Genomic DNA, 24,803 nt, shown 5'->3' on the forward strand with positions numbered 1-24,803 from the left:
TTTAAGAGAGTGCTGTTTCCTGTCTACGCTTTGTTTGCCTTATTGATTCATATAAAAATTCAATAGGGATATCTCATGTTCAAGACTCAAATTTCAACATCAGCCTTGCTAGTGGCATCAGCGCTGGCATCTACCATCAGTGCCAGCGTTTTTGCAGCGGCGCCCGGTAAACCGACTTTAGGTTGGGGCGAAACTAAGTTCGCTATTATTGAAGTGAATCAAGCGGCTACCGCTTACAATCAATTAGTTACGGTGAAAGATGCCGCCGATGTCTCCGTCAGTTGGAACCTTTGGAGTGGCGATGTGGGCAATAAAGCCCAAGTGTTGCTCAACGGCAATGTGGTTTGGGAAGGCCCATCTGGCGCGTCGGGAATCGCTAACTTTAAGGTGAACAAGGGCGGCCGTTATCAGATGCAAGTACAACTGTGTAACAGCGATGGTTGTACGGCTAGTGATGCTAAACAAATCCTCGTGGCTGATACTGACGGCAGCCATTTAGTGCCACTCAATGCTCCCCTAAAAGAAAACAACCGTCCCTATGCTAATAAATCAGGCAAAGTGGTGGGAGGTTACTTTGTCGAATGGGGCGTATACGGTCGTAAATTCCCGGTCGATAAGATACCTGCGCAAAACTTAACCCATATTTTATATGGCTTTACCCCAATTTGTGGTGGTAATGGCATCAATGATAGCTTGAAAGAAATCGAAGGCAGTTTCGAAGCGTTGCAACGTGCTTGTAGTGGTCGTGGTGATTTTAAAGTTGCGATTCACGATCCTTGGGCGGCGATTCAAATACCGCAGGCGGGAGTGAGTGAGCATTCAGATCCTTACAAAGGTAACTTCGGTCAATTGATGGCACTTAAGCAAGCACATCCAGATTTGAAGATTTTACCTTCGGTCGGTGGTTGGACCCTCTCGGATCCCTTCTTTTTCTTCGGTGATAAAGCCAAGCGCGATATCTTTGTCGCTTCGGTGAAAGAGTTTCTACAGACATGGAAATTCTTCGATGGCGTTGATATCGACTGGGAATTTCCAGGGGGGAATGGCGCTAACCCAAATTTAGGTAATGCCAATGACGGTGAAACCTATGTGACTCTGATGCGTGAACTGCGGGCGATGCTTGATGAACTAAGCGCCGAAACGGGTCGTACCTATGAGCTGACCTCAGCCATTAGCGCTGGTGACGATAAAATTCAAAAAGTCGATTATCAGGCTGCTCAGCAGTACATGGATTACATCTTCTTGATGAGTTACGACTTTAATGGTGGTTGGACTAATACTGAACTCGGCCATCAAACCAATCTGTATGAAGCGAGTTGGGATCCCAATACCCGTTACACCACAGCTAATGGCGTTAATGCGCTGTTAGGCCAAGGTGTGACCCCAGGGAAAATTGTGGTCGGTGCCGCTATGTATGGCCGCGGCTGGACAGGTGTTAATGGCTACAGTGGTAATAATCCTTTCACGGGGACGGCAACGGGCAAAGTGAAAGGTACTTGGGAAGCTGGTGTGGTGGATTATCGTCAGATAGCGAACGACTATATGGGAAGTGGTTGGACTTACAGTTACGACGAAACAGCTGAGGCGCCATCTTTGTTCAAGGCATCTACTGGCGATTTAATCACTTTCGATGATGCTCGTTCAGTTAAAGCCAAGGGGCAATATGTGCTTTCTAATCAACTTGGTGGGCTTTTTGCGTGGGAACTTGATGCCGATAATGGTGACATTCTGAATGCCATGCACGAAGGTTTAGGTCATGGTGAAGGCACCACTCCGCCAGTGAATAAAGCGCCCATTGCCAATGCGGACGCGGATGTGAATGTCACAGGTCCCGCCGATGTGACGCTCAATGGTAGCGGTTCGCGCGATCCTGAAAACGCTGCTTTAAGCTATCTCTGGACTCAAGTCTCTGGGCCAAGTGTTGCCATCGCGAATGCGGATATGGCGAATGCGACTATTCAACTGGGAGCAACCCAAACCGATGTCGCCCATGGTTTTAGCCTTAAAGTCACCGATCCTGAAGGGTTATCTGCCACAGATTCAGTGACAGTAACCAACAAGGCTGATACGCCTAATCAAGCACCTGTAGTGACTCTGGCTCCGACTGCGACAGTTGAAGCGGGTAAAACCGTCAGTATAGTAGCGAGTGCCTCCGATGCAGATGGTGATGCCTTAACCTACGCTTGGACTGTGCCCGCAGGCGTGTCGGCAATCGGACAAAATAGTGCCACGTTAGTGGTTACTGGCCCCAATGTTACCGAAGCGACCCGCTATGGTTTGAGTGTGCTGGTTTCCGATGGTGCCTTAGATGCGAGCGCATCGACTAATCTGACCGTGACGCCAAAAGTGGTCGGCGGTGGATGCGATGCAACCGATCCCAATGCCGGTAACTATCCTGCTTGGCAAACCAGTGTGGTATACAACACGGGTAATACTGTGAGTCATAGTCAGTTGGTATGGAAAGCAAAGTATTGGACTCAGGGCAATACGCCATCTCGCACCGCAGACCAATGGCTGCTACTCAGCCAAGTTGATCTCGGTTGGGATGCGGGTGTGGTGTATAACGGCGGTCAAACTACTCGCTATAACGGTCGTGTTTGGAAGGCGAGTTACTGGACTAAAGGTGATGTACCGGGTGTTGCAGCAGTATGGGTTGATATTGGCGCGGCAACCTGCCAGTAATTATCCAAAATTTTGATATTATTGGTTAAAAAATAAAGCCCTGCGAAGATTCAGGGCTTTTTTCTTTATTAAGCGTTAGGTTTTTTATGAATACAGCCGAATGCGTTAAGACAGACTCATTGAAGACTGATTTAATCAATCTTAAGCAGTTCCACATCAAAAATTAACACAGAACCACCACCAATCTTGCCCGTGCTACGGTTACCGTAGGCGAGTTCACTGGGAATAAAAAACCGCATTTTATCGCCAACGACCATAAGTTGTACGCCCTCGGTCCAACCTTTAATCACCCGATTAAGCGGAAATGCGATAGGCTCGCCGCGATCAACCGAACTATCAAACACAGTACCGTCAATCAAAGTGCCATGGTAATGCACTGTCACTGTATCGCTGGCTTTAGGATGAACTGTGCCATCGCCTTGAGTTAACACTTGATATTGCAAACCCGAAGCTGTGGTGATCACACCTTCTTTGGTTTTGTTTTGCGTTAAAAATTCATTGCCTAAACGGATATTCTCTTGGGCGGCTTTTTGGCCGTTCATCGAGGTAAAGAAGTAAAAAATCACCCCAGCAATCACAGCAACGGCAAGTAACATTTTCATATAAAGAGCACCTTAGTTAATTTTCGCCATATTATCAGTTTTTTAGCTTGAGATGCTATTGGCACTCGCACCTGCGTTGAGCGGGATATCTGCAGCTACTACTTCAAGGCGTTAAAAATCCCCTCAAGACTTTATCCCGCTTTAGAGATCGCTTAATCTGTGGGCTTAAGACTCAATAAAAATTCAATAAAAACAGATAAAAACTAGAATTTAGATAATAAACAAGGAAAGTCTATGTTAAACAAAGCGGCAAAACCTTTGGTCAAACTCGTCGACCGATATCTACCCGATCCCTATATTTTCGTCCTTTTACTCACCTTAGTGGTGTTAATTGCAGCTGTGGTCGCAGAACACAAAACTCCGCTGGAAGTCATCAATTATTGGGGCGATGGTTTTTGGACCTTGCTGAGTTTTTCGATGCAGATGCTGTTAGTGCTGGTGGCGGGATTCATGCTGGCAAGCTCGCCGCCGATTAAAAAGCTGCTCGATGCGATTGCAGGATTCGCTAAATCGGCACCGCAAGCCATTATTTTAGTAACCTTGGTTTCACTGGCCGCCAGTTGGGTTAACTGGGGATTCGGGCTAGTGGTGGGCGCGTTATTTGCCAAAGCCTTAGCGCGTAAAGTGAAAGTGGATTATCGGCTGCTGGTCGCCAGCGCCTATTCTGGCTTTGTGGTTTGGCATGGTGGGCTTGCGGGTTCTATCCCATTAACCATAGCAACGGCGGGGCATTTCTCTGAATCGCAAATTGGCATTATCCCCACCAGTGAAACCATTTTCGCGAGCTTTAACTTACTGTTAGTGGCGATTCTTTTTGTGGTCATGCCATTAGTGAATCGCTTTATGCTGCCTGAAGACAAGGACAGCATTTATGTCGACCCAAGCGCCCTTGACGACAAAGGCAGCGAACTCGCAGCTTCGGCGCTGGAGCTTAACCCTGCCAATGTGAGCGAGTGTCAGCTTGAAAGCCGACCTGCGGATAAGTTAGAAAATAGCCGCTTACTCGGCTGGAGTGTCGGTGGCGCTGGGCTTGTGTACTTAGGCTATTACTTTTGGGTACAGGGCGGCAGCTTAAACCTTAACTTAGTGAACTTCTTATTCTTGTTTCTCGCCATCCTCTTACATCAAACGCCACGCAGTTTATTAACCAGCTTGAATGAGGCCATTAAGGGCGGCGCAGGGATTGTGATCCAATTCCCTTTCTATGCGGGCATTATGGCTGTGATGGTGCAGTCGGGTTTAGCCCAAAGTATTTCGGAAGGTTTTGTGGCCATAGCCAGTGCCGAGAGCCTGCCATTTTGGAGCTTTATTAGCGCGGGAATTGTAAATATTTTTGTGCCATCGGGAGGGGGTCAATGGGCCGTGCAGGCGCCGATTATGTTACCCGCTGCCGAAGCCTTGGGCGCCGATGTTGCTCGGGTGGCTATGGCCGTAGCTTGGGGTGATGCTTGGACTAACCTAATTCAACCTTTTTGGGCACTGCCCGTGCTGGCAATTGCGGGCTTAAAAGCGCGGGATATTATGGGCTTTTGTTTAATGCAGCTGATGATCACAGGCGTGATTATCAGTATCGCGTTGAGCTGGTTCTAAAGGCAAAATGACAGCCAATTTTGCATTTTAGAGTAAAGTGTAGGGCAATTTAAAATTGCCCTTTTTTATTGGCGATGAATGATTAAAACCACTTTTGTGGGTATTGCCGGCGGCAAAGTAAGTTGTGATACAGCCAACCAAAAGCCAGAATGAGCGCAACACCACTGGCGACGGGCATATACAGAAAATCCCAGTGCTGCGCCGTGAGCATAACGACCAGAGGATTCGCTCCCGCTGGTGGATGCACAGTATGGGTTAGCATCATCACCGCTATGCCTAATCCGACCGCAAGCCCTAAGGCTAGCGGGGAGACTCCTAAAGTATTTAGAATTATCAGTCCAACCAAACTCGTGAGTAAGTGGCCGCAGAGAATGTTTCTCGGTTGAGCGAGCGGACTTTCTGGCAAGGCAAACAACAACACCATAGTGGCACCAAAGGGGGCCATCAACCAAATGGTTTGCGGTGTTAGCTGTTCAAGCGTCGCTAAACTACTGATACACAACGTGGCTCCACATCCTGCGAGCAAGGCCATCTTTAGATTCTGTGGATTGATTCTTTGCATCTTTTCTCCCATTAATGGCTTGTGTTAAGCCCTTATTTTTATAATGAATTGTGTACGTGAATGTTCAGCAAGCCATCGCCGTTAACATGCTGTGGTGTTCCGTGTTCACTCTTGATTTCACTATTAACTTAATTTAGTTATCAAAGTAGACAGATTTGTCTGCCTCTATGAATATTCTCACGAGTAGACTGACTTATCTACTCATGAGAACATAGGACTCATAAACATAGGACTCATATTTGTTAGCTAAGATTTGCTAACGAATGTTTACCAAAAAAGAGGAATGAGTTGATGCAGGGCATTGAGATTCAGACAGGTACGCCATCGGATAAACGGCAGCAATTGGTCACTACCGCATTTAAACTGTTTTATTTTCAAAGTGTGCATGGGGTTGGGATTAACCAGATTTTGCAGGAATCGGCGATCGCCAAAAAAACCCTGTACCACCACTTTGCCAGTAAAGATGAGTTAGTTGAAGCCGTGGTTTGCTATCGTGATGAGGTATTTTATCAATGGCTTAGCGAGCGAGTGAACGCATCGCCAGCGGGACGAGAGGGCATTGGTGGGTTATTTATCGCGCTCGATGATTGGTTTAATCAAAGAGTGCCGCAACTGTGTGAGTTTCGCGGCTGTTTTTTTATCAATGTCAGCGCCGAATTTACTGAGCCGAGTCATCCTGTGCACCAACTCTGCGCCCTGCATAAACAGCGAGTGGCGAGTTTAATTGAACAGCAAGTATCGGCATTGGGTTTGCCAGAAGCCAAGACCCAATTTCTCGTTGCGGCAATAGGTTTACTCAAAGAGGGGGCGATAGTGTCGGCACAATTAAAAGGTGACACTCAGTCAGCACTCTTGGCGTTGTCTGTGGTTGAGCAGTTGATCGATGCCGCGACTCATGCTGCTTAGACTGCCACTCTCAGATGGCGATTCTTAGATAAGGCGCCTTATATAAAAGCCTTTGTATAAAAGCTCTTACATAAAAGCCCTTAAATAAGAGCATTAGATAAACATATCTACGGCGCCGGTTTTTATGCCATAACCCAGTACGGCTAAGTTGGCGACAACGGTGAGCCAAAAGACGTTTCTAAATGAGGCTTTAACGGACTTGTGTCTTAACAGGTTTTGGGCAAATAGAGCGCCGGGCCAACCGCCCATGAGGGCGAGCAGATGTAATGTGCTTTCTTTAGTTCGCCATTTGTTACGTTTAGCGGCGGATTTATCGATGGCATAGGCGATAAAGGTCAGCAGGCTCAGCGTGAGGTACATGCCCGCAATCCCGACTGGCAGCATATGTTGCTGCGCCGCGCCGATTAAGCCAGCAAGAAAAATCACCACCAATAACAGCGGCATAAGGCTTGAGCCTGAAGCGGCTGTATTGGATTTTTGAGCGCGACCGCTTTGTGCTCGACTCTTTTGAGAACGATTGGTTTGAGGTGAAACGCTGTTGCCCGTTTTGGCAGGTTTTTTGTTCGTCATTATCTGGTATCAATCTCGTGTCAGTGTTTTTAAGCTTGCTTGTGTTCTTGTGATGCCGTGTATTTTTTAAATGTGAGGTGGCGCCACAGTTTCTCCAGCGGCCCTTGCTTGAAATAGCGTAAGTACAGGCTGGCTAACAGTAATTGCACTACTGAATAAACCAGCGCCATGGCCATGTATCCCCATCTATCTAAGCTCAATAGCAATTCGGGAGCTAAGTGTCTAAACACTAACACGCCAACGATGGATTGCAGAATATAGAGACTAAACGCGAGTTTGCCAACATTTTGCAGCGGAGTCAGTATATTAGGATTATTCTGGCAAACTTTAACTATAATATGGATGTAAATCAGCGTCATAGGAATAGCACTTAGCATGATTAACACATCTGAAAACGCAACAAGAATAGTATTTTTCGTTAAACCTAAGATGGTATCAAGCAGTGATAGCGTTACGCTTGCTAGCACTAACTTTACCAGTACCGATTTGCTAAAACCCCGCTCAAAAGTCCCCTGTTGATACAAGGCCATGCCGAGCAACATCAAGCCAGCTGTAAACCACATTATGGTAAAAGGGATCACCAGTGCCATATAGCCAACTTGCATCAATTGCAGTAATAGTTGGTCGGCATAGCCAGAGGTCCATGCACTGTATTGCTCTGCAAATAGACTCGATTCTCGAGTGAAAGGTTCATCGCTGCCCGTAAGGCTAACCAGCGTAATGATAACTAAGGCGCTTAAAATAAAAATATTCGCTTTGCGCTTAAGGGCTTCAACACTTAAATCTTTGTAACACAAAGCTAAAAATCCGCTGATGCCATAGGTGAATAAAATATCACCTGACCAAATAAAAATGCCGTGGAGTAGGCCAAATACAATTAACCATTTTAAACGTGATCGCAGTAGTGGGTAAGCTTCTAGGCCTTTGGCGCTAAATCGCTGATATTGAATAAAAAGCCCGACGCCAAACAAGATGGAAAACAGACTGATAAAGCGTGCCTCGATGAAAAAGTTACTGAACACTTTGATAATGTGATCCGACAGCGGCTGTGTTTCATGGGGCGCATAGCCAAAAAAAGTAATGCCCATAAAATAGATATTCATAAAAAATATCCCCAACACGGCTAAGCCGCGAATAGCATCGAGGTTGGCATTACGCTGTGCGGGTATCGTCATTACAACAGGCTGCGTGGAGTCTGATCTTGACCAAGGGTCTTTAGGTAAGTTTTCTGGCACGTTAGCTGAGTTCCTTTCGCTAGTAGACATGTTCCACTTTTCACTGGAATTTGGGAGGGCTAGCCTAGCAGGCGCTAGCCCCCAATGAAATACAGCCAACACAAAAAGTAAAATACAGGAAAGGTAGAAAGTGAAATAGCGCCAACGTAAAAAGTGAAATACAAAAATGCAGAAACGGATTGAGAAGACTGTCGAATCATTACTCGCCGATATCTTCGTTCCAGAGTGTGGGATTACTGGCGATAAAGTCCTGCATCAATTGTTTGCACTCGGCATTATCGACCACAGTGACATCCACACCGCGGGATTTTACATAGGGTTCAGGCCCTTGGAAGGTAGCGTTTTCACCGACGATGACTTTTGGTATGCCATAAAGTAATACTGCGCCGCTGCACATATCGCAGGGCGATAGGGTGGAATACAAGGTAGCCCTTTGGTACTCGGCGGCGCTAAATCGGCCGGCATTTTCGAGACAATCCATTTCGGCATGCAGTACTGAACTGCCTTTTTGTACCCGTTTATTGTGGCCGCGCCCGACGATTTTGCCATCGATCACTAATACCGAACCAATGGGGATACCGCCCTCGGCGAGTCCTTGTTTGGCTTCTTCAATGGCTGCCGCTAAAAATTCATCCATCTTGATATCCTTAAAATATGAACCCTGAGTATTGCACTCAGCATAGCACTCGTTTGGGAGACAATCTAAATGGTTTTGATTTGTTGCTTCAATAAGTCCCTCAGGCTATCGATAATCGGCAGCGAAGCTATTTCTGGCCGATAAATCAGGCAGATATCGGCGGGGATGGTTTGTTTTAACTTAATAAATTTTACCCTAGGCCAAGGTTGTGAAGCATAACTTTGCGGCACTATGGATACCCTGTTATCGCCAGTGATGATGGCCATCAAGCTATTGGGCTCGACCATTTCCTGTACTAATTGCGGCATAAATCCTGCGGCCTGACAGCTGGCGATAATTAAATCGCTAGAGGCGGAATTGGCACGGCTGAGTAAGGTAAAAGGCTCATCTTTGAGTTCACTCAAGTCGATGCTTTTGCGTCTGGCTAAGGGATGCTTACTTGCCAGTGCTAACACCATAGGTTCGCTGGTGATGGTTTCGGCGAGAAGGTGCGGCAAATTTAAGGTATCGGCGTAGCGCACTAGGCCAAAATCGATTTCTTGATGTGCTAAGGCGACTTTTTGAGTTTCGGGTGATAACTCTTGAAATATCAGCTCATTATTAGGGCATTGCTTACGAAAGCTTTTCAGTATGTCACCAAATCCCATCCAAAACAGCGAGCTCATGATGCCAATTCGAATATGGTTTCTATCGAGTCGCCCAAGCTGAGCCACTTGTTCCAATGAGATATTCACCAGTTCGAATATTTGCTCGCACTTCTCTCTTAACAATTGGCCATAGGGCGTGAGTTTGACCTGACGAGTGCTGCGGGTGAATAGCTCAACGCCAAGGAGCGATTCTAGCTCTTTGATTTGTGCACTCAGCGGAGATTTCGATAAATGCAGTTGCTCGGCGGCAGCGGTGAAGTTTTTCACTTCAGCCACTCGATGGAAATACCGCAGCATCTTCAAGGTGACGAGTTCAGGTGCGTTTATCTTGCTCATCTTAGGCTCATTATTTTCAGTTATTGTCATTTTTATCAGCACAATAGTGCGATTAATCGCGATTATTTACAACCCTAAGCCCGCTTATACTGAGGGCGTTTACTCTTTCATTCCTTTGCTATGAGGTACCTTGTATGAGCCATGATCCCGTTATTAATGCCCTTGCGACGATTCGAGCCCGTAAACCGAATTTCTCTCCCCGTGCTGCTATGATTTTGGGCTCAGGGCTTGGCGCGTTTGCCGATAATTTAGATAACAAAGTAGTGATCCCCTATGAAGAGTTAGACGGCTTTCCTGTGAGTACCGTCGTCGGTCATTCGGGAGAGCTCGTGCTCGGCAGCTTACATGGCATCGATATAGTGTGCATGAAAGGCCGCGGGCATTTTTACGAGCACCAAAGCATGAAGGTGATGACGACACCTGTGCGTACTTTCAAACGTTTAGGGTGTGAATTGTTACTCGTGACTAACGCTGCGGGTTCATTACGGCCAGAGCGGATCGGCGTGGGATCATTAGTGATTTTTAGCGATCACATTAATACTATGCCGGGTACGCCCATGACGGGCGCAAATGATGATAACTACGGTCCACGCTTTTTTAGCCTAGCCAATGCTTATGATAAAGACCTGAGATCAGAAGCCTTAAGTGTCGCAAAAGCCGCAGGCATTGAAGTGAATCAAGGGGTCTTTGTGTCTTACTCTGGCCCGTGTTTTGAAACCGCGGCCGAAATCCGCATGATGCAAATCATCGGCGGCGATGTAGTGGGAATGTCCGTGGTGCCAGAGGTGATTTCGGCGGCGCATTGTGGTTTGCCCGTGTTGGCTGTGTGTGCCATTACCAATATGGCAGAAGGGTTGGGGGACGTGCAGTTATCCCATGAACAAACCTTAAAGTGTGCCAAGCTTGCTGAAGCCGACTTTATCCGTTTAATTGAGCGTTTTACTGCAAGCCATTTTGCTTAATATTTTGCATCACTGGGCTGCTATTTTAATAGCTCGTATTTAAGCATTTCGGATTTAAAAGAACAGATTTAAAAGTTTGTACTTTTATGCGAGCAAGGCGCCGCGCAATTCAGTTCACCGAATGTTTTTGCGAAATACGGCGGGAGGTTAAAAAGTAAAGGGAGCGAAGCTCCCTTTTTTAAATGCTGACATTAAGTGTAAGTCTTGATTCAAAGCGTTTATTTTTGCGGTTTTTCTGAAATCCACAATTTGATATGTCCTTTCACCACAACCACTCCTTGGGTGTCGTAGGCGGTAACGGGGACCAGCATATCGCCAGGAATCCATTGCTCTGGTGTCACTTCGGCGACACATAAAATATCGCTGCCTGCTTTAGCCGTATAATCCAAACTCATGCCCTTAGGGATCCAACGTAAATGTTTTGGAATAGAGGCTTCGGCCATCACGCCCATGGCCATTTCTAGACCATTACAAATCGCAATCACATGCACAGTTTTTATATGATTATGAACGGCATGGCGTTTTTTAATTAAACAGGCGCAATGATTAAGGCGTAATTCAGTGATCAGTGGTTTGATGGTGCCGAAATAGGGCGCCATGCGTGAAACCATGATTGAAAACAGTTTTTGGCCGAAGGGATAACGGCGAGTTTTGTGGTAGAGCGCAAGCACTTTATTAGGTTTTTGTTCTGCAGTGCTAGAAGAGTCTGTCTGGCTCATGGTCATCCTTAATAATGGTGCAAAGGGGTGTTGTTATCTTGAGCCTGTTCCAAGTTGAGCTTGGGTTGCTCTGGTCGGATGAGTGTAACATTAGGATAACAACAAATACCAGTCGGCTTAATTAAGTAAACTTCATTTCGCGGTTTTAAGTGTAACACCGTATAATTGCGGCCAATTTGTCGTGTAGCGGCAATGGCATGTTGATTTAACTACAAGGACTCACAGTGAAATATTTGCTGACGTATTTTAAGGGAATGGCCATGGGCGCTGCTGATGTTGTGCCTGGCGTTTCGGGCGGCACCATAGCGTTTATTACCGGTATTCTCGATACTTTGCTCGATAGTGTAAAACGCATTAATCCTTCCCTTTGGGGCGTAATCAAGTCGCAGGGCATAAAAGGGGCATTTGCCCATATTAATGGTGGCTTTTTAGTGAGTCTGCTGGCGGGGATCCTGACCAGTATTTTTACCTTTGCGAAGCTGATTTCTTGGTTGTTGGCGGTACATCCCATCCCGATATGGTCGTTCTTTTTTGGGCTTATTCTTATCTCTGTCGTGCATATGCTTAAGCAAGTGAGTGGTTTCACTGTGGCACGTTTAGGGTTATTTGCGCTTGGTGTGCTGGCTGCATGGGCCATTACTGTGCTGAATCCGGTCGCGGTAGAAGCCAGTTACATGAATATCTTTTTCGGCGGCGCGATTGCGATTTGCGCTATGGTATTGCCAGGGATTTCAGGCAGTTTCATCTTATTATTGTTAGGGTTATATCCTGTGGTCCTCGCTGCCGCTAAAAATATTCAGCTGGATATTTTGGCCTGTTTTGCTGCTGGTGCCGTGATGGGATTACTGACGTTCAGCCATTTATTGTCGGCGCTGCTGCGTAAATACCATGATGCCACTATCGTGTTTCTAACCGGATTAATGTTAGGTACCTTAGGTAAAATTTGGCCATGGAAAGAAATCTTAACTTGGCGGACCAACTCCCACGGCGAACAAGTACCTTTGCTGGAGCAAAATATTTCCCCGCTTAATTTTGAGCAAGTAACGGGTCAGCCTTCACAACTGATGTTAGCCATTGTGTGTATGTTAGCGGCGATTGCACTGGTTTGGGGGTTAGAGAAAGTGGGCAAAAGAGATTAGCCCTTTGTTACCTCAACATCATATTCAATAAAAGCAGCGAGATACGCTGCTTTTATTTTTTTGCTCATATGCTCATCTTACTTGAATCAGGTCAGCTTTCGACTTTAGGGCAATGTCATTTTAGCCCTGTTTTGGTTACAATCACAGTTCACATTTAGCGTACTCAGTCGACGTTATGTTCCAGTTTAAACTCAGTGAGAGTTTGCAGTTACGATAAGGATATACTTGTGGATAAAAAACAGGTCTCGTGGGGCGGTGTAGCGCTGGCGATTTTTGCTTTGGGTCATGTGGTTAACTTACTCATAGATAAACAGGATTCTGATATATCGCCCGAATTAAAACAGCAAATTTCTGACACGATATTGGCTCACAGATCACCATCCGCCGCGAATAATTCATTAACGTCCATCCCGAGCAATCTTGAGGTGGCCGACGATTCTACCAAAATCCCTATGCCTGCCCAGTTAGCCAAAGTGAGTCAAATCTACAGTAATCTCAATGCATTTGCGGCACTCAAGCAAGACGGTACTGTGGTGGCATGGGGCGATGCTGAATGTGGTGGCGATATCAATAATGCCGCAGAGCCTCTGGTCAATGTAAAAGAGTTATACGCGGCGGAGAATACCTGTGGTTTTGCGGCCTTAACCCGTGATGACAAACTTATCCCTTGGGGGATGGGGATGAAGCAAGTGCTGACAGGCGTTCGTTCTTTTGTGTTGGCAGAAGGGCTTTATGCGGCCATCAAACAAGATGGTAGTGTAGTCAGTTGGTCTAATCTGGATTCAACACCAGCCGAACTGCTCTCGGGTCAATATGCTGCGCCTGCGATGACCAATATTGATTTTGTGTTGATTAATAAAGGTGCTTTTGCTGCCTTAAAGCTGGGGGGAGCAGTAGTGACTTGGGGCGATGCCGCTTATGGTGGCGATAGTCGCCACGTGGCCTCTGAGCTTAACCATGTCGATCTGCTCTATGCCAACAATAATGCTTTTACCGCGAGGACTGCGACGGGAAAATTAGTGTCTTGGGGCGGGGTCAGCGATGATCAAAAAGGCCGTGAACAACTTGCAAAACTCAGCCAATTAGCGCCCGCCGTGAAAGTTGTCAACACGGATCATGGGTTTGCGGCGCTGCTGGCGGATGGCAGCGTATATACCTGGGGTGAGGGCGAATTGACTGAGTATCACGTCGCGTTTCCAGCGCGTTTATCTACTACAAAACGCGCCAATAAAGTGATTGATATTTATGCAAATCGTGGCGCATTTGCCGCCCTAACCATCAGTCGTCAACTGCACGTATGGGGAAGTAAATTCAATGGTGCCGATACATCAGTCCTACAGGATAAGTTGCAAAAAGTGCACAAGGTTTATCCCTTTGAGGAGGGTTTTGTCGCGTTACGCAGGGATAATACGGCCATTGCTTGGGAAGGTTGGGACTTGGTAGACAAGCAACCACGTTATCAAGAAGTCACTCAGGTGAGCAAAGTGGTGACCTATGAGCGGGAGTTTGCCTTTTTAAAACAGGATGGCACTGTGGTTGATGGCCACTCTGGACCCAAAACTCAAATCACCCAAGCAACGGATATTTTCCCGACAGGCTTAGGGTTTACGGTTAAACGCCAAGATGGTTCGATTGCGGTGTGGATGGGAGACGAGGCTGCGTTAACATTAGATAAACAAGCCGTTGATTTGAGCCAAATGCGCGACATTCGCAGCAATTTGCTCGATGTCATTGCCTTAATGGCCGATGGCACAGTGCAGGCATGGAATATGATGGGCTTTAGCGGACAAGCTGCGCAATAACAAGCGCAATCACAAGTGCAAAAATAATAAATAGAAAGGGCTAAGGTTATTTACACCTTAGCCCTTTCTATTTAGGCGAGTTTTTTCTCGCTTTAAGCTTGATTGGCTTTGATTTCCCGCAGATAGCGATAAATCGAATGCACTGAAATCCCCAATCGAGTGGCCGCGACTTGGGCACTGTCCTTGAGTTCGAAAATCCCTAACTCATGCAATTGATTGACGATTTCGCGACTCTTTTGTGAAGGTGAAATCGCGGGATTCGCGCGAACCTCATGGTTCACACTGTCGATAGTGCTATGGAGCGCTTCATCGATATTGCGGGCAAACACTTCGGGCGAGCTGGTCAGTTCGCTGCCAAGGAGTTGCTCTGGCATCATAGTGCGCAGTACTGATTGCAGTGGTGCATCCATGTCGCTGTTAATACACAGTAACCCTATGGGTTGATTTTTACTGTTACGGATCACCGTCGTAATTGATCTTAGCGTCTTACCATTGGCACATTTAGTCAGGTAAGAGTTGGAAATATCCTGACCGGTTTTGAGCTTGAGCAAGGCAAGGTTGGTTATTGGAGCACCCACTTCACGGCCTGTGACATGGCCATTGGCAATTTTGACCACAGACGGATGTTTCGCATCTAGGCTGTGCAATACCACTTCTGTGTGTTGGCCATACATGGCAGCGATGCCATCGACGATATTTTCGATGGATTTCAGAATATCCAGATCACTTTGCGTTAAATCTTGCAGTTTCACAATTTCAACCTTTAGTTATTAACCCGCAAATATTCAGCGGGTTAAAATCATCATGCCGACATAATATCGATAATAGTGACATCTGTGGATGACATGCCATTGAGGATCATTTTGCCAATGTTTTTAATGGTTTTCTCTACATCGGTAGCAATAATACCTTGGCCTGAGACATTGTGACTACTGAGCGCCATCAAAAATGAGCGCACGGCCGCACTGGATGAAGTGCTAACCTTCATGGCGCAGGACGCTTTAGCGCCGTCACATACCATGCCAGAGCTGTCGCTGATCACGTTTTGAATCGCGAAACAGGATTGTTCGAACGAGCCACCGGCTAAATACACCATGGCCATAGAAGCGGCTGCGCTGGTGACGGTATTGCCACAAAATGCCGACAGTGGTGGATAATGGGACTTGATATAAATCGCCCCTAGATGGCTCATAATCAAGGCGCGGGCGAGTTTTTCTTCTGAAACCTTATAGCATTGTGCCGTCAATACCACAGGGATAGTTGCCGCTATGCCTTGATTACCACTACCAAGATTGCTCATGGCGGGCAAGTTTGCCCCGCCCATGCGAGCATCGGATGCTGCAGCAGTTAACATGACGATTTTGTTCAGTAAGTCTTCACCGATAATGCCGGCGGCTATGCCGCTTTTCATGGTGCGGCCGACTTCAAGCCCATAGGGATTCGCCATGCCTTCATCGGATAATTTGCCATTTAACTCAGAGGCTTCGAGAATGAATTTGATTTCTTCAAAGGGGACGTCTTCGGCGAAGCGATAAATGGACTCGATAGTGATATCTACCCCTTCACAAATAGAACCTGTTGCGGTGGCTTTCGCACTATCGACACTGAAGACGGATTCGCCGTTGAGGCGCTTCTCGGCGATCAGTGTATGGCCGCCGCAGATTTTCACTAAGGCTTCGCGGTCGCCTTTTTTCGCGATGACACAACAATAGATAAATTCTGCTGTTTCGGTGCGCTCGACCGTCACTTTGCCCGCATCGATAAGGGCCTGTGCTCTAGCGACTTGTTCTGGCGTGATCACGGCCAATACTTCTAAGCCCGCATCCGGATTACCCGCAATGGCGCCTGCTGCAGCGGCAATTGCCAGACCGATTTTGCCTGTGCCAGGCACAAACACGCCCATAGAGTTTTTATAAAGATTGTCAGACACTTGTACTGCAATTGAATCGGGTTCAACACCCAGCAAGGCGCGGGCGACGGCGGCGGCGTAAGCGGCGGCGATGGGCTCTGTGCAGCCTAATGCGGGCTTAACCACTTGTTTAATGATTTGAATATACTGCTGCCATTGGGGTTTCATGAGCTTACAACCTTATGTTAATGCTTAGATTTTAACGTGTGCTATCGCTTCAACTTCTACTTTAACGCCCAGTGGAAGGTCCTTCACTGCAAAACAGCTACGAGCTGGGCAGTCGGTTTTAAAATAGGTTTTATACACTTCGTTAAAGGCGGCAAAGTCACTGATCTCTGCAAGATAACAAGTGGTTTTAAGAATCGTTTCTAAGCTGCCACCACCCGCTTCGAGCACGTATTTGAGATTCTCTAATGATTGAATCGATTGCTCAGTAATCCCACCGTCAACTACGCTGCCTTTCTTTTTACAAACAGGGAGTTGGCCAGAGGTAAAAATGAGGTTGCCATAGGCTGTGCCATGGGAATAAGGGCCAATGGCCGCGGGAGCACGTTCTGCGTGAATAATGGTTTTCATTGTCTCTCCAACTTGCAAATAAAATTGAATGCCTAGGTCGGCGTATGTGCAACATTATTTGTATTTTTATGTTTTATTGCAATTATTTTTTAATGAATTTCATTTGTCACTGCGGTTTGTGCGCTATTTATCTCGTTTTCAGTCAAGTTGTGAGCTTTGACTCTTTGTTCAACAAAAGTTGAGTATTTTGATTGCTGAGTTTGTTTTGTTCAAATATATTTGCACAAAATAATACCAACTAGGTAAAGGTGAAATGATGGATGCAACAATTACTGCTGCACAGTGGAAAGCAGATACCCGCTTCGATAGTACGGATTGGGGCTGGATTATCATGAGTATCGGAATGGCGATTGGCGCGGGGATCGTATTCTTGCCTGTGCAGGTCGGTTTGATGGGGTTATGGGTTTTCTTACTGTCTGGCATTATTGGCTATCCTGCCATGTATATGTTCCAACGGTTGTTTATCAATACCTTAGCAGAATCTCCAGAATGTAAGGATTACCCGAGTGTGATTTCGGGTTACTTAGGTAAAAACTGGGGTATGTTGTTGGGTGGTTTGTATTTCATCATGTTGGTCATTTGGGTGTTCGTTTATTCAACGGCCATTACAAACGACAGTGCTTCATTTTTGCAGAGTTTTGGGGTCACCAAAGCGTTATTGTCAGAAAATCCTTTCTATGGTTTAGCCTTGATCTGCGGTCTTGTTGCTTTAGCCTCCCGCGGTGAGAATCTTTTGTTTAAGATCTCTACTTTTATGGTACTGACTAAGTTGGGCGTTGTCGCCGTGCTAGGGTTATTGATGGTGGATAAATGGGATATCAATAATATCGGCGCTATCCCAGCAACGGGAGATTGGTTAAAAGATGCGGTCGTTATGCTGCCCTTTACGCTAACATCGATTCTGTTTATTCAAAGTTTAAGCCCTATGGTGATTTCATACCGTTCGCGGGAAAAATCCCTTGCGGTAGCGCGCTTTAAAGCGATGCGCGCTATGAATATTGCCTTTGGCGTCTTGTTTGTCGTGGTGTTCTTTTATGCTGTGTCATTCACCCTAGCAATGGGACATGATCAGGCTGTGCGTGCATCGGAAGAAAATATCTCGGCTCTTGCTATGGTTGCCCAAGGTATGCAGGGACAAACACTGAAATTGCTGAGTTTAACCTTGAATATTTTTGCGGTGATGACGGCTTACTTTGGCGTATATCTCGGTTTTAGGGAAGCTTGCCAAGGATTGACCATGAACATGCTGCGCCGTTATATGCCTGAAGATCGTATCAACAAAAAGCTTGTTGGTTACGGCATCATGATTTTTACCATTCTATTATCTTGGGGCGCGATTGTGTTGAATGCGCCAGTGCTGAGCTTTACGTCGATTTGTAGTCCAATTTTTGGTTTAGTCGGTTGTTTGATCCCCGCTTATTTAGTGTACCAAGTACCTGCATTACATAAGTACAAGGGTGTGTCGCTGTATATCATTATTATCACAGGCTTATTGCTGTGTGTATCCCCCTTCTTAGCGTTTAGTTAACAGGGATAAAGTGGTACAAAAAGATAAGCTTTAAGGAATTAAAAAACCGGTATTAAGTGTAAGCTCAATACCGGTTTTCTATGTTGAGCAATCATTTCGATAATGCTCTATGGTCAAAGTTTGAATTGAGATGTGGCGTTTTTCAGTTCATCGGCAAAATCGACTAATCCCTCAGAAACATTGCGAACCTGCGACAGAATTTGCAATGTCTGTTCAAATGAAGCGTTCATATTGACGACGTTATCGACCACTTGAGAAGCGACCGAGGCTTGCTCCTCCGTTGCCGAGGCGATGTGAGTATTCATACTATTGATACTGACAATCTGCTGTTGAATTGATTTCAGCGCACTCCCTGTATTTTGAGCATTGGTTTCATTTTCCGATGACTTCGACATCGCCACATTCATGGTATTGACCGAGGAAATGGCCGCCGTTTTAAGGTTTTGTAACACATGGCGAATTTCAGTGGTTGCATCGGCTGTTTTAGAGGCGAGAGCGCGAACCTCATCAGCGACTACGGCAAAGCCTCGTCCTTGCTCACCCGCGCGGGCGGCTTCGATGGCGGCATTAAGTGCCAACAGGTTGGTTTGCTCGGCAATAGAGGTAATCACATTTAAGATAGAAGTGACATTTTCAGTATCTCTAGCGAGCTCGTTGATCGAGTTAGAAGCCGCCTGAATTCCTGTATTTAATTGCTGTGAAATATCGATGGTACGCTGAACGACTGTCATACCTTGCATCGCTTCTTTCTCCGCGACCTGTGCTGCACTGGCGGCTTGGCGGGCATTTTGCGAGATTTCGATGACAGAGTGACGCATGTCTTCCATTGAGACTTGTACTGCGCTGGCATCATGGCTTTGCCGCTGGGTGGCATGCGTCGCATCTTCCATGCGCTGTTTGAGTGAGCGCGAGCTATCAAGTAAGGGATCGGTAACATTCACCACCCTTCGAATAGAATCTCCGAGCAAGCGAAGAAATCGATTGAAGTTACTTGATACTTGGCCGAGTTCATCGCTACCAGACACTTTGAGCTGATGACTAAGATCGCCTTTGCCATCGGCCAGCTCACTCAGTGACTGGGCGACATTACGCGCAGATGAGCTGATAGCACGTGCAATGGCAATAGTGACAATCAACATCACGATCAGCAAAGCGATGCCGATGGAGAGGGTGAGCCACAAACTTTGCGCAGATCTGTCGCCAGCTTCTTTTATTGATTGTTTAAATTCGAGTACTTTGCTTTGTTTGTAATCTTGTATTTCATTAAGTACAGCTTCATAGGCTTGGGATTTTTCTTGGCTGATCTGGCCAATGTTTGCCATATCAATCGTACCCGCCAACATGCCTTTAGCCAGCTTAATCGTCATGTCGTTATAGCGGGTTAATTTAGCGGATAGATTACTGAGTTTATTGGCTTGTGAGGGATCGACACTATCTAATTGTTGTAGGTTTTTACGTAAAGATTCATACATAGTACCTGCATTAGTTAACAGGTCTTCGTCGGCAAAAGAAACCGATTGAGTATAAAGTTCATCGAGTCGTTGGATAAAAAACACGTTTTGATTGGCGAGTTCAACTCTTTGGTAAACTTGCTGCTCCATATAATTAAGTGTGGTGCGATTTTTATTTATGGAGATGACACTAATGCTTAAGTTTAAAGCGAAAATGATGACAGCTAAAATAAATATCGCGATAACTTTTTTAAAAATAGAAATATCATTAAAGAAATTCATCCCTTGCCCCCAAGTTGTGCCGAGCTTGAGCTCGGCACTCCAATCTAAAACTCGGCAATAACTTTTACCGAATCATTGGCCTCACTACTATCAATATAGCCAATAATATTGGGGTTCGATGCAACTAATTTTATCATCTCCGCCCCACTAGTGACTTCCTTGGGTGGCGTTCCTTTGCCTGTAAATACTTTTTGTGACCAATATGACTTAAGTTGGCTGGATGACTTGTCCAGCACTTTAGTATCAAAGGTTTCCCTTAAGGGCATAGCACTGTCAAGATTGACCGGCACGGCCTGCGCTCCACCAGGAAAGGTCTTTGTTTTCCCTAGAAAAATATTTTCAATAACCTTTTGGTCGACAGTGTCTGCATTACTGGGATGAACGATGACAACCACACCAGCAAATAGTGGCATTGAGACTAAGCTGAGTAGGATTAAGCAAAGTAACTTATTCATTTCTCTCTCCTAAAATACTAAGTCAATGCCAAGACTGATGGATTTCGAATCCCCTGCGACTTTCATACCTGGGCCACCATTATCTTTAACGTCATCATACTGAATTTTAAAGGCCGCCGAAGGATGGAAATCCCAACGTATACCTGCAGAACTTGTATGGTGAACTTCACCGCCTTCACCATCATTGAAGTCCGAATAGGAAATGTAAGGCATCACTGAATCGATACGATAGCCGAACGAGAGAAGATAAGTATCTAGATTACTCCCATCGAGATCTAAGCGGTTAAGCTCAGATAAAAAAAGGAAATTCTCATAATCTATATTAACGGATAGGCCATAAAACTTACCCGTACGTTGGTTGCTACCATTCCATTCCTGCTGAATACCACCAATATAACGTTCGTTAGTATATTGCATATGCGTGAGGCGAATATCTAACCAATCTTTATTGAATTGAACAACAATACCGCCTATATCCTTCCATACTTCTCGGGTATTTTCGAGGAAGAAAAAATCAGATAAAAGCTTATTAGGTTCGCTATCTTCGCTACCGTAATAAACTTGTCCAGACATAGTCCAGTCGCCAATTAAATAGTTATATAAGGCGCTGACACCTGTGTAGTTAAATATTTGCCATGTGTAATTATCTGCGGGTGGACGTACCCAAGGATAAGCATATCCAACATCAAAAAAGTCACTGTAATAGTAGAGCGGTAAGCGTTTTTTACCTCCTTGTACTGTCCAATGCTCATTGATCTCATAGGACAGATAAGCCCATTCGAAACTTGCCGAAAAGTCATCAGCCCCCCGGGAAACAACCTGTGCAGTGGCAGATAAACCTTCGAGCAAATCCGCTGAGAATTGAATACCAAATAAGGTATCGGGTTTGAAACTAATATCTTCATCATAGGCGCCAACGAGTGGATAGTCGGCGAGAAAGGTGGGGCCTAAATCAAACTCTGCAACGCCCGAACCTTCGAGAACTTGACCAGCAACAACTGAGGCAAAACCTGAAATGTTGACTTCTGCATAGGCGGTGGAGCTGAGCAAAAGTGAGCAAAGACCTAATGAAAGCTTATGTTTCATAAAAAAGCCCTTTAAGTGAGTATATTCGTTTTTAAGCCTAGAACAGGCACAAACATACGCAAACTTTTATTAAACATTTTTGTAACATGGTGGTCTGGCTCCCATTTTGAAAGATAAGTTTGATATTTTATGAGTAAAAAGCGTTAGGTAATTCGAGCTAACTTAAGTCAAAACTGTAAGTTCAATATTCTAAATTTGGAATGATTACTCAGCCATACCATTAAACTGTTCAGGTGAGACTGTGATCTCCCTGAAAACTGTTTCGCAAATTTGCCAAAGAATATTACTGATTTTGCTAAATGAGAGACTCAAAGCTTGAGTGAAAAGTGGTGAGATAATTATCTTTATTAACAACATTAGCTAAAGCTAAATATAGTTGTTATTTAGCCTTTAGATTATAAAAATAACGTAATTGATACTTTTTTATTAAACTAAATTGTTTTTTTTACATAAAAATGCTCTAAATCTATCATTGATTATGCTTGTTAAGTCAACGTCGATATTTATTCCATTTTCATGAGTATGCCAGCGCTGTAGCATATTTTCCTGAGTATTTTTCTCCGATGTAGTGGTTTTATACTGTATGGTTAGCGGCTTGATTGCTGCACAGTGCTATAGCACCTATAATCTTGCTCTCTTATGTTGAGTTTCTCTTCTTTCTAAACATGATCCAATAAAAGGAATGTCATAATGCAAAGACGCAATTTTTTAAAAAGTGCGGCTATTTTGTCGACTGCGGGATTTATCACGCCAGTACTGGCATCTTCCTCTAAATCGAGTGTGGTTAAACATAGCTCAAGCGATGGACGCCGCCGTTTTACCTTAATCAATACTTACCATCTTATTGCCCCAGAAGGGTCTGAGGGTGTGGTTAAGTTGTGGATCCCTTTGCCCGAAGACACGCAATTCCAATTGGTGAGTCAGCTGAATTTTACGGGTAGTTTTAAAGACGCCTATATCAGCTCAAACAACAGTTATGGCGCCAAAACCCTGTTTGCGACTTGGCCCGATGCCAAAGCGAACATGACAATAACGGTTGATCTTGATATTGAAACGATAGATTGGGAACCCGTTAAAAGCGGCGCCTTAACCCATTACCGCACCCCAGAGCAGATACATTATCCTGCAGATGTTGAACGTTATTTGCTGCCGACTAAACACATGCCGATTAATGGTATTGTGAAGCAAACAGCAGATAAGATCGTTGGCAGCGAGACTGAACCACTGAAGCAAGCACGACTGATTTATCTTTGGGTTAGCGCTAATATGTTTCGCGATAATAGCGTGATTGGCTGTGGTACGGGTGATGTAGCAAGTATCCTCGAAAGTGGCAAGTTAGGCGGTAAGTGTACTGATATTAACTCAGTATTTGTGGCGCTAATGCGCGCAGTGGGGATCCCTGCCCGTGAGATGTTTGGGATTCGCTTAGGTCAGGCGATCAAGATGGGCGAATACTCTAAAAAGGCCTTTGGTAGTGCCGATGACAAAGGGGTTGCCGATGTCAGTGGTGGTCAACATTGTCGCGCTATGTTCTATTTAGCGGGTTATGGTTGGTTGCCAGCCGATCCCGCCGATGTGACAAAAATGCGTTTGACGGAGAAAAAAGAACACAGCGATCCCGCAGTTCAGGCCGTGAATGATTACCTCTTTGGCAATTGGGAAATGAACTGGGTTGGCTTTAACTATGGCCGCGACTTTGATTTATTCCCTACAGCCGAACAGACACCACTGAATAACTTTGGTTACCCGTATGCCGAAGTTGATGGCGATCCCGTGAACTATTATGAGCCTAAAGTGTTTGCCTATGACTACCAGTCAACCGAACAACGCTAAGGGCCTCTTAGCGACTATGGCCGCCGCAGTGGTTGCTGCGGTTGCTTCAAGCCTATGCTGTATTGCACCGCTTATTTATCTGGTGTTCGGGGTGTCGGCCGCAAGTCTGTCGGGGATTGAGCAACTGAGCTGGCTGCAAGTGCCCATGTTGATACTGTCGACTGGGCTGATTCTGATGGGATTTTGGCGGCTCTATTTTGCTAAAAAGCCACTGTGTACAGCGACGTTGAGTCGTACTCATATGCTGTGGCTGTACTGGTTAACTGTACCTGTTGTGCTGGCATTTCAGTCATATCCTTTTGTATTACCTTGGTTATTAGAGGTGCTTGAATGAAGTTAGTGTTATTTCTCGCCTTAAGTCTGTGTTCAGCGTCGAGCTGGGCGGCAAACGTGCTGGTCACCTTAGATGTTAAGGGCATGACTTGTCCGCTGTGTGTCACTGTTGTGAATAAAGCGCTGCGTAAAACCGATGGGGTGATTAAGGCCAAGGCTTCGTTAAAAACTGAGCAAGCCTTAGTGACAGTGCCAGAGGATTTTAATCTAGATAGTTTGCTTAAGGCCGTCGACGAAACTGGGTATAAGGGCAGTATTAATAAGGTAGAAAAACAATCCTAAGCGTCGGTGTCTTTAGTAACGGATTGAGCGACATTATAAAATATCAGTCTAGCTCCAAATGATTAGACTGATATTTCACCGAGAAAATACACTCTGTATCCCACCAGTTACTTCCTTCACTGCCAATTTTTTCCTTTGCGGGTCATTTCTTCGTTAGCTGTAATACACCTCGGACTCGATACGACGTTGCCGCTCTTCATTTTTCTCCGATGATTCTTTAATCAGATCCAATTTTTGCGCTTGCAGTAATTCTAGTTGCTTGGCTTTTTGTTCTTCAGATAGATTTTCATCGGCTGCAACCTTCGCCATTTCTTCATCTATCTTATTAATTTTATCCCTATCGACTCTTGTACGGTTATCTAAAATAGCCTGCATGGCTTTGTCCAACCTGTTGATGCTTTTGTCTGGTTCAGGCGTGCCTGCAATGGCTTGCACATTACCCGTGTAGCCTTGTTTAGCGTTAGGGGCCAGATGGCTATAGGTATCGGCAGTCGTTACCGATGCTGCAGAGGAGAGCGTTACAGTATCTTGGCTTATTGATGAAGTTAGATTCTCCGCCGTCATTGAATTTGCACGAGTTCCTAGGCCATTTGTGCTCGGCTCGACTTGCTTGAGTGGCACATTGGCATAACTTTTCGCAAAGGTATTGGTATAACTATTGGGGTTAATTGTGCTCATA

24 protein-coding genes are annotated in these 24,803 nt (G+C 45.5%); 10 read left to right on the forward strand and 14 right to left on the reverse strand.

What is annotated here, in order from left to right:
• Positions 1-75 precede the first annotated feature (75 nt).
• Positions 76-2,682, forward strand: a complete 2,607-nt coding sequence (locus L5M29_RS00695) for a glycosyl hydrolase family 18 protein (RefSeq protein WP_263165677.1) — start codon at positions 76-78, stop codon at positions 2,680-2,682.
• Positions 2,683-2,813: 131 nt separating this feature from the next.
• Here the strand turns inward: L5M29_RS00695 and L5M29_RS00700 are convergent, their stop codons facing one another.
• Positions 2,814-3,284 carry an FKBP-type peptidyl-prolyl cis-trans isomerase gene (locus L5M29_RS00700; RefSeq protein WP_263165678.1) on the reverse strand — a complete coding sequence of 157 codons (471 nt, stop codon included), beginning with the start codon at positions 3,282-3,284 and terminating at the stop codon, positions 2,814-2,816.
• 234 nt (positions 3,285-3,518) lie between these two features.
• Here L5M29_RS00700 and L5M29_RS00705 point away from each other — a divergent pair, with 234 nt between their 5' ends.
• Positions 3,519-4,874, forward strand: coding sequence for a short-chain fatty acid transporter (locus tag L5M29_RS00705; protein ID WP_263165680.1), 1,356 nt, complete (start codon positions 3,519-3,521; stop codon positions 4,872-4,874).
• Between the two features lie 82 nt (positions 4,875-4,956).
• Here the strand turns inward: L5M29_RS00705 and L5M29_RS00710 are convergent, their stop codons facing one another.
• Positions 4,957-5,436 (reverse strand): HPP family protein, encoded by a 480-nt coding sequence (locus L5M29_RS00710; RefSeq protein ID WP_131523614.1) that lies wholly within the window; start codon positions 5,434-5,436, stop codon positions 4,957-4,959.
• A gap of 291 nt (positions 5,437-5,727) precedes the next feature.
• On the opposite strand from L5M29_RS00710, the gene L5M29_RS00715 reads away from it, so the two are divergent.
• Complete coding sequence (locus L5M29_RS00715) at positions 5,728-6,342, forward strand: TetR/AcrR family transcriptional regulator (RefSeq protein ID WP_263165682.1); 615 nt, start codon at positions 5,728-5,730, stop codon at positions 6,340-6,342.
• 93 nt (positions 6,343-6,435) lie between these two features.
• Here L5M29_RS00715 and L5M29_RS00720 read toward each other — a convergent pair whose 3' ends face one another.
• From L5M29_RS00720 to L5M29_RS00735, 4 genes are all read right to left on the reverse strand, one after another.
• Positions 6,436-6,912 (reverse strand): DUF1294 domain-containing protein, encoded by a 477-nt coding sequence (locus tag L5M29_RS00720; protein ID WP_263165684.1) that lies wholly within the window; start codon positions 6,910-6,912, stop codon positions 6,436-6,438.
• 29 nt (positions 6,913-6,941) lie between these two features.
• Positions 6,942-8,147 carry a DUF418 domain-containing protein gene (locus L5M29_RS00725; protein WP_263166087.1) on the reverse strand — a complete coding sequence of 402 codons (1,206 nt, stop codon included), beginning with the start codon at positions 8,145-8,147 and terminating at the stop codon, positions 6,942-6,944.
• A gap of 199 nt (positions 8,148-8,346) precedes the next feature.
• Positions 8,347-8,784: a nucleoside deaminase gene (locus L5M29_RS00730; protein WP_173497562.1), complete on the reverse strand. Its 438-nt coding sequence runs from the start codon at positions 8,782-8,784 to the stop codon at positions 8,347-8,349.
• 65 nt (positions 8,785-8,849) lie between these two features.
• Positions 8,850-9,767 carry a LysR family transcriptional regulator gene (locus tag L5M29_RS00735; protein WP_263165687.1) on the reverse strand — a complete coding sequence of 306 codons (918 nt, stop codon included), beginning with the start codon at positions 9,765-9,767 and terminating at the stop codon, positions 8,850-8,852.
• Between the two features lie 134 nt (positions 9,768-9,901).
• Here L5M29_RS00735 and xapA point away from each other — a divergent pair, with 134 nt between their 5' ends.
• A complete protein-coding gene (gene xapA, locus L5M29_RS00740; RefSeq protein ID WP_028761323.1) occupies positions 9,902-10,729 on the forward strand; it encodes a xanthosine phosphorylase in 828 nt (275 codons plus the stop codon).
• A gap of 218 nt (positions 10,730-10,947) precedes the next feature.
• Here the strand turns inward: xapA and L5M29_RS00745 are convergent, their stop codons facing one another.
• On the reverse strand, positions 10,948-11,448 hold the full coding sequence (locus tag L5M29_RS00745) for a hotdog fold domain-containing protein (RefSeq protein ID WP_131523620.1): 501 nt from the start codon (positions 11,446-11,448) through the stop codon (positions 10,948-10,950).
• A 224-nt stretch (positions 11,449-11,672) separates the two neighbouring features.
• Here L5M29_RS00745 and L5M29_RS00750 point away from each other — a divergent pair, with 224 nt between their 5' ends.
• A complete protein-coding gene (locus L5M29_RS00750; protein ID WP_028761321.1) occupies positions 11,673-12,587 on the forward strand; it encodes a DUF368 domain-containing protein in 915 nt (304 codons plus the stop codon).
• 227 nt (positions 12,588-12,814) lie between these two features.
• Positions 12,815-14,389: a hypothetical protein gene (locus L5M29_RS00755; protein WP_263165688.1), complete on the forward strand. Its 1,575-nt coding sequence runs from the start codon at positions 12,815-12,817 to the stop codon at positions 14,387-14,389.
• A 92-nt stretch (positions 14,390-14,481) separates the two neighbouring features.
• Here the strand turns inward: L5M29_RS00755 and L5M29_RS00760 are convergent, their stop codons facing one another.
• Genes L5M29_RS00760 through L5M29_RS00770 form a run of 3 tightly spaced genes read right to left on the reverse strand, consistent with a single transcriptional unit; the run spans position 14,482 to position 16,874 of the window.
• Positions 14,482-15,141 (reverse strand): transcriptional regulator, encoded by a 660-nt coding sequence (locus tag L5M29_RS00760; protein ID WP_113939392.1) that lies wholly within the window; start codon positions 15,139-15,141, stop codon positions 14,482-14,484.
• Between the two features lie 50 nt (positions 15,142-15,191).
• The gene (locus L5M29_RS00765) at positions 15,192-16,466 is read right to left on the reverse strand and encodes a serine dehydratase subunit alpha family protein (protein ID WP_263165690.1); all 1,275 of its coding nucleotides are present in this window, start codon (positions 16,464-16,466) and stop codon (positions 15,192-15,194) included.
• Between the two features lie 24 nt (positions 16,467-16,490).
• Positions 16,491-16,874, reverse strand: a complete 384-nt coding sequence (locus L5M29_RS00770) for a RidA family protein (RefSeq protein WP_173243577.1) — start codon at positions 16,872-16,874, stop codon at positions 16,491-16,493.
• Positions 16,875-17,130: 256 nt separating this feature from the next.
• On the opposite strand from L5M29_RS00770, the gene L5M29_RS00775 reads away from it, so the two are divergent.
• Positions 17,131-18,402 carry an amino acid permease gene (locus L5M29_RS00775; RefSeq protein ID WP_028761316.1) on the forward strand — a complete coding sequence of 424 codons (1,272 nt, stop codon included), beginning with the start codon at positions 17,131-17,133 and terminating at the stop codon, positions 18,400-18,402.
• A 113-nt stretch (positions 18,403-18,515) separates the two neighbouring features.
• Here L5M29_RS00775 and L5M29_RS00780 read toward each other — a convergent pair whose 3' ends face one another.
• The 3 genes from L5M29_RS00780 to L5M29_RS00790 are packed head-to-tail and all read right to left on the reverse strand — an operon-like array spanning position 18,516 to position 21,676.
• The gene (locus L5M29_RS00780) at positions 18,516-20,135 is read right to left on the reverse strand and encodes a methyl-accepting chemotaxis protein (protein WP_168823013.1); all 1,620 of its coding nucleotides are present in this window, start codon (positions 20,133-20,135) and stop codon (positions 18,516-18,518) included.
• A 44-nt stretch (positions 20,136-20,179) separates the two neighbouring features.
• Positions 20,180-20,590 (reverse strand): phosphate ABC transporter substrate-binding protein, encoded by a 411-nt coding sequence (locus tag L5M29_RS00785; RefSeq protein WP_263165694.1) that lies wholly within the window; start codon positions 20,588-20,590, stop codon positions 20,180-20,182.
• Positions 20,591-20,599: 9 nt separating this feature from the next.
• A complete protein-coding gene (locus L5M29_RS00790; protein ID WP_263165695.1) occupies positions 20,600-21,676 on the reverse strand; it encodes a porin in 1,077 nt (358 codons plus the stop codon).
• A 690-nt stretch (positions 21,677-22,366) separates the two neighbouring features.
• Between L5M29_RS00790 and L5M29_RS00795 the strand changes: the two genes are divergently transcribed.
• The 3 genes from L5M29_RS00795 to L5M29_RS00805 are packed head-to-tail and all read left to right on the forward strand — an operon-like array spanning position 22,367 to position 24,124.
• Complete coding sequence (locus L5M29_RS00795; RefSeq protein ID WP_263165697.1) at positions 22,367-23,509, forward strand: transglutaminase-like domain-containing protein; 1,143 nt, start codon at positions 22,367-22,369, stop codon at positions 23,507-23,509.
• A gap of 16 nt (positions 23,510-23,525) precedes the next feature.
• Positions 23,526-23,843: a hypothetical protein gene (locus tag L5M29_RS00800; RefSeq protein WP_317630238.1), complete on the forward strand. Its 318-nt coding sequence runs from the start codon at positions 23,526-23,528 to the stop codon at positions 23,841-23,843.
• On the forward strand, positions 23,840-24,124 hold the full coding sequence (locus tag L5M29_RS00805; protein ID WP_028761311.1) for a heavy-metal-associated domain-containing protein: 285 nt from the start codon (positions 23,840-23,842) through the stop codon (positions 24,122-24,124). Before L5M29_RS00800 ends, L5M29_RS00805 begins: the two co-directional genes overlap by 4 nt.
• Positions 24,125-24,277: 153 nt before the next feature.
• Here the strand turns inward: L5M29_RS00805 and L5M29_RS00810 are convergent, their stop codons facing one another.
• Positions 24,278-24,802 carry a hypothetical protein gene (locus L5M29_RS00810; RefSeq protein WP_263165700.1) on the reverse strand — a complete coding sequence of 175 codons (525 nt, stop codon included), beginning with the start codon at positions 24,800-24,802 and terminating at the stop codon, positions 24,278-24,280.
• Position 24,803: the final 1 nt, after the last annotated feature.

Source organism: Shewanella sp. SM95 (assembly GCF_025653595.1).
In the GTDB taxonomy this organism is placed as follows: Bacteria; Pseudomonadota; Gammaproteobacteria; order Enterobacterales; family Shewanellaceae; genus Shewanella; species Shewanella oncorhynchi.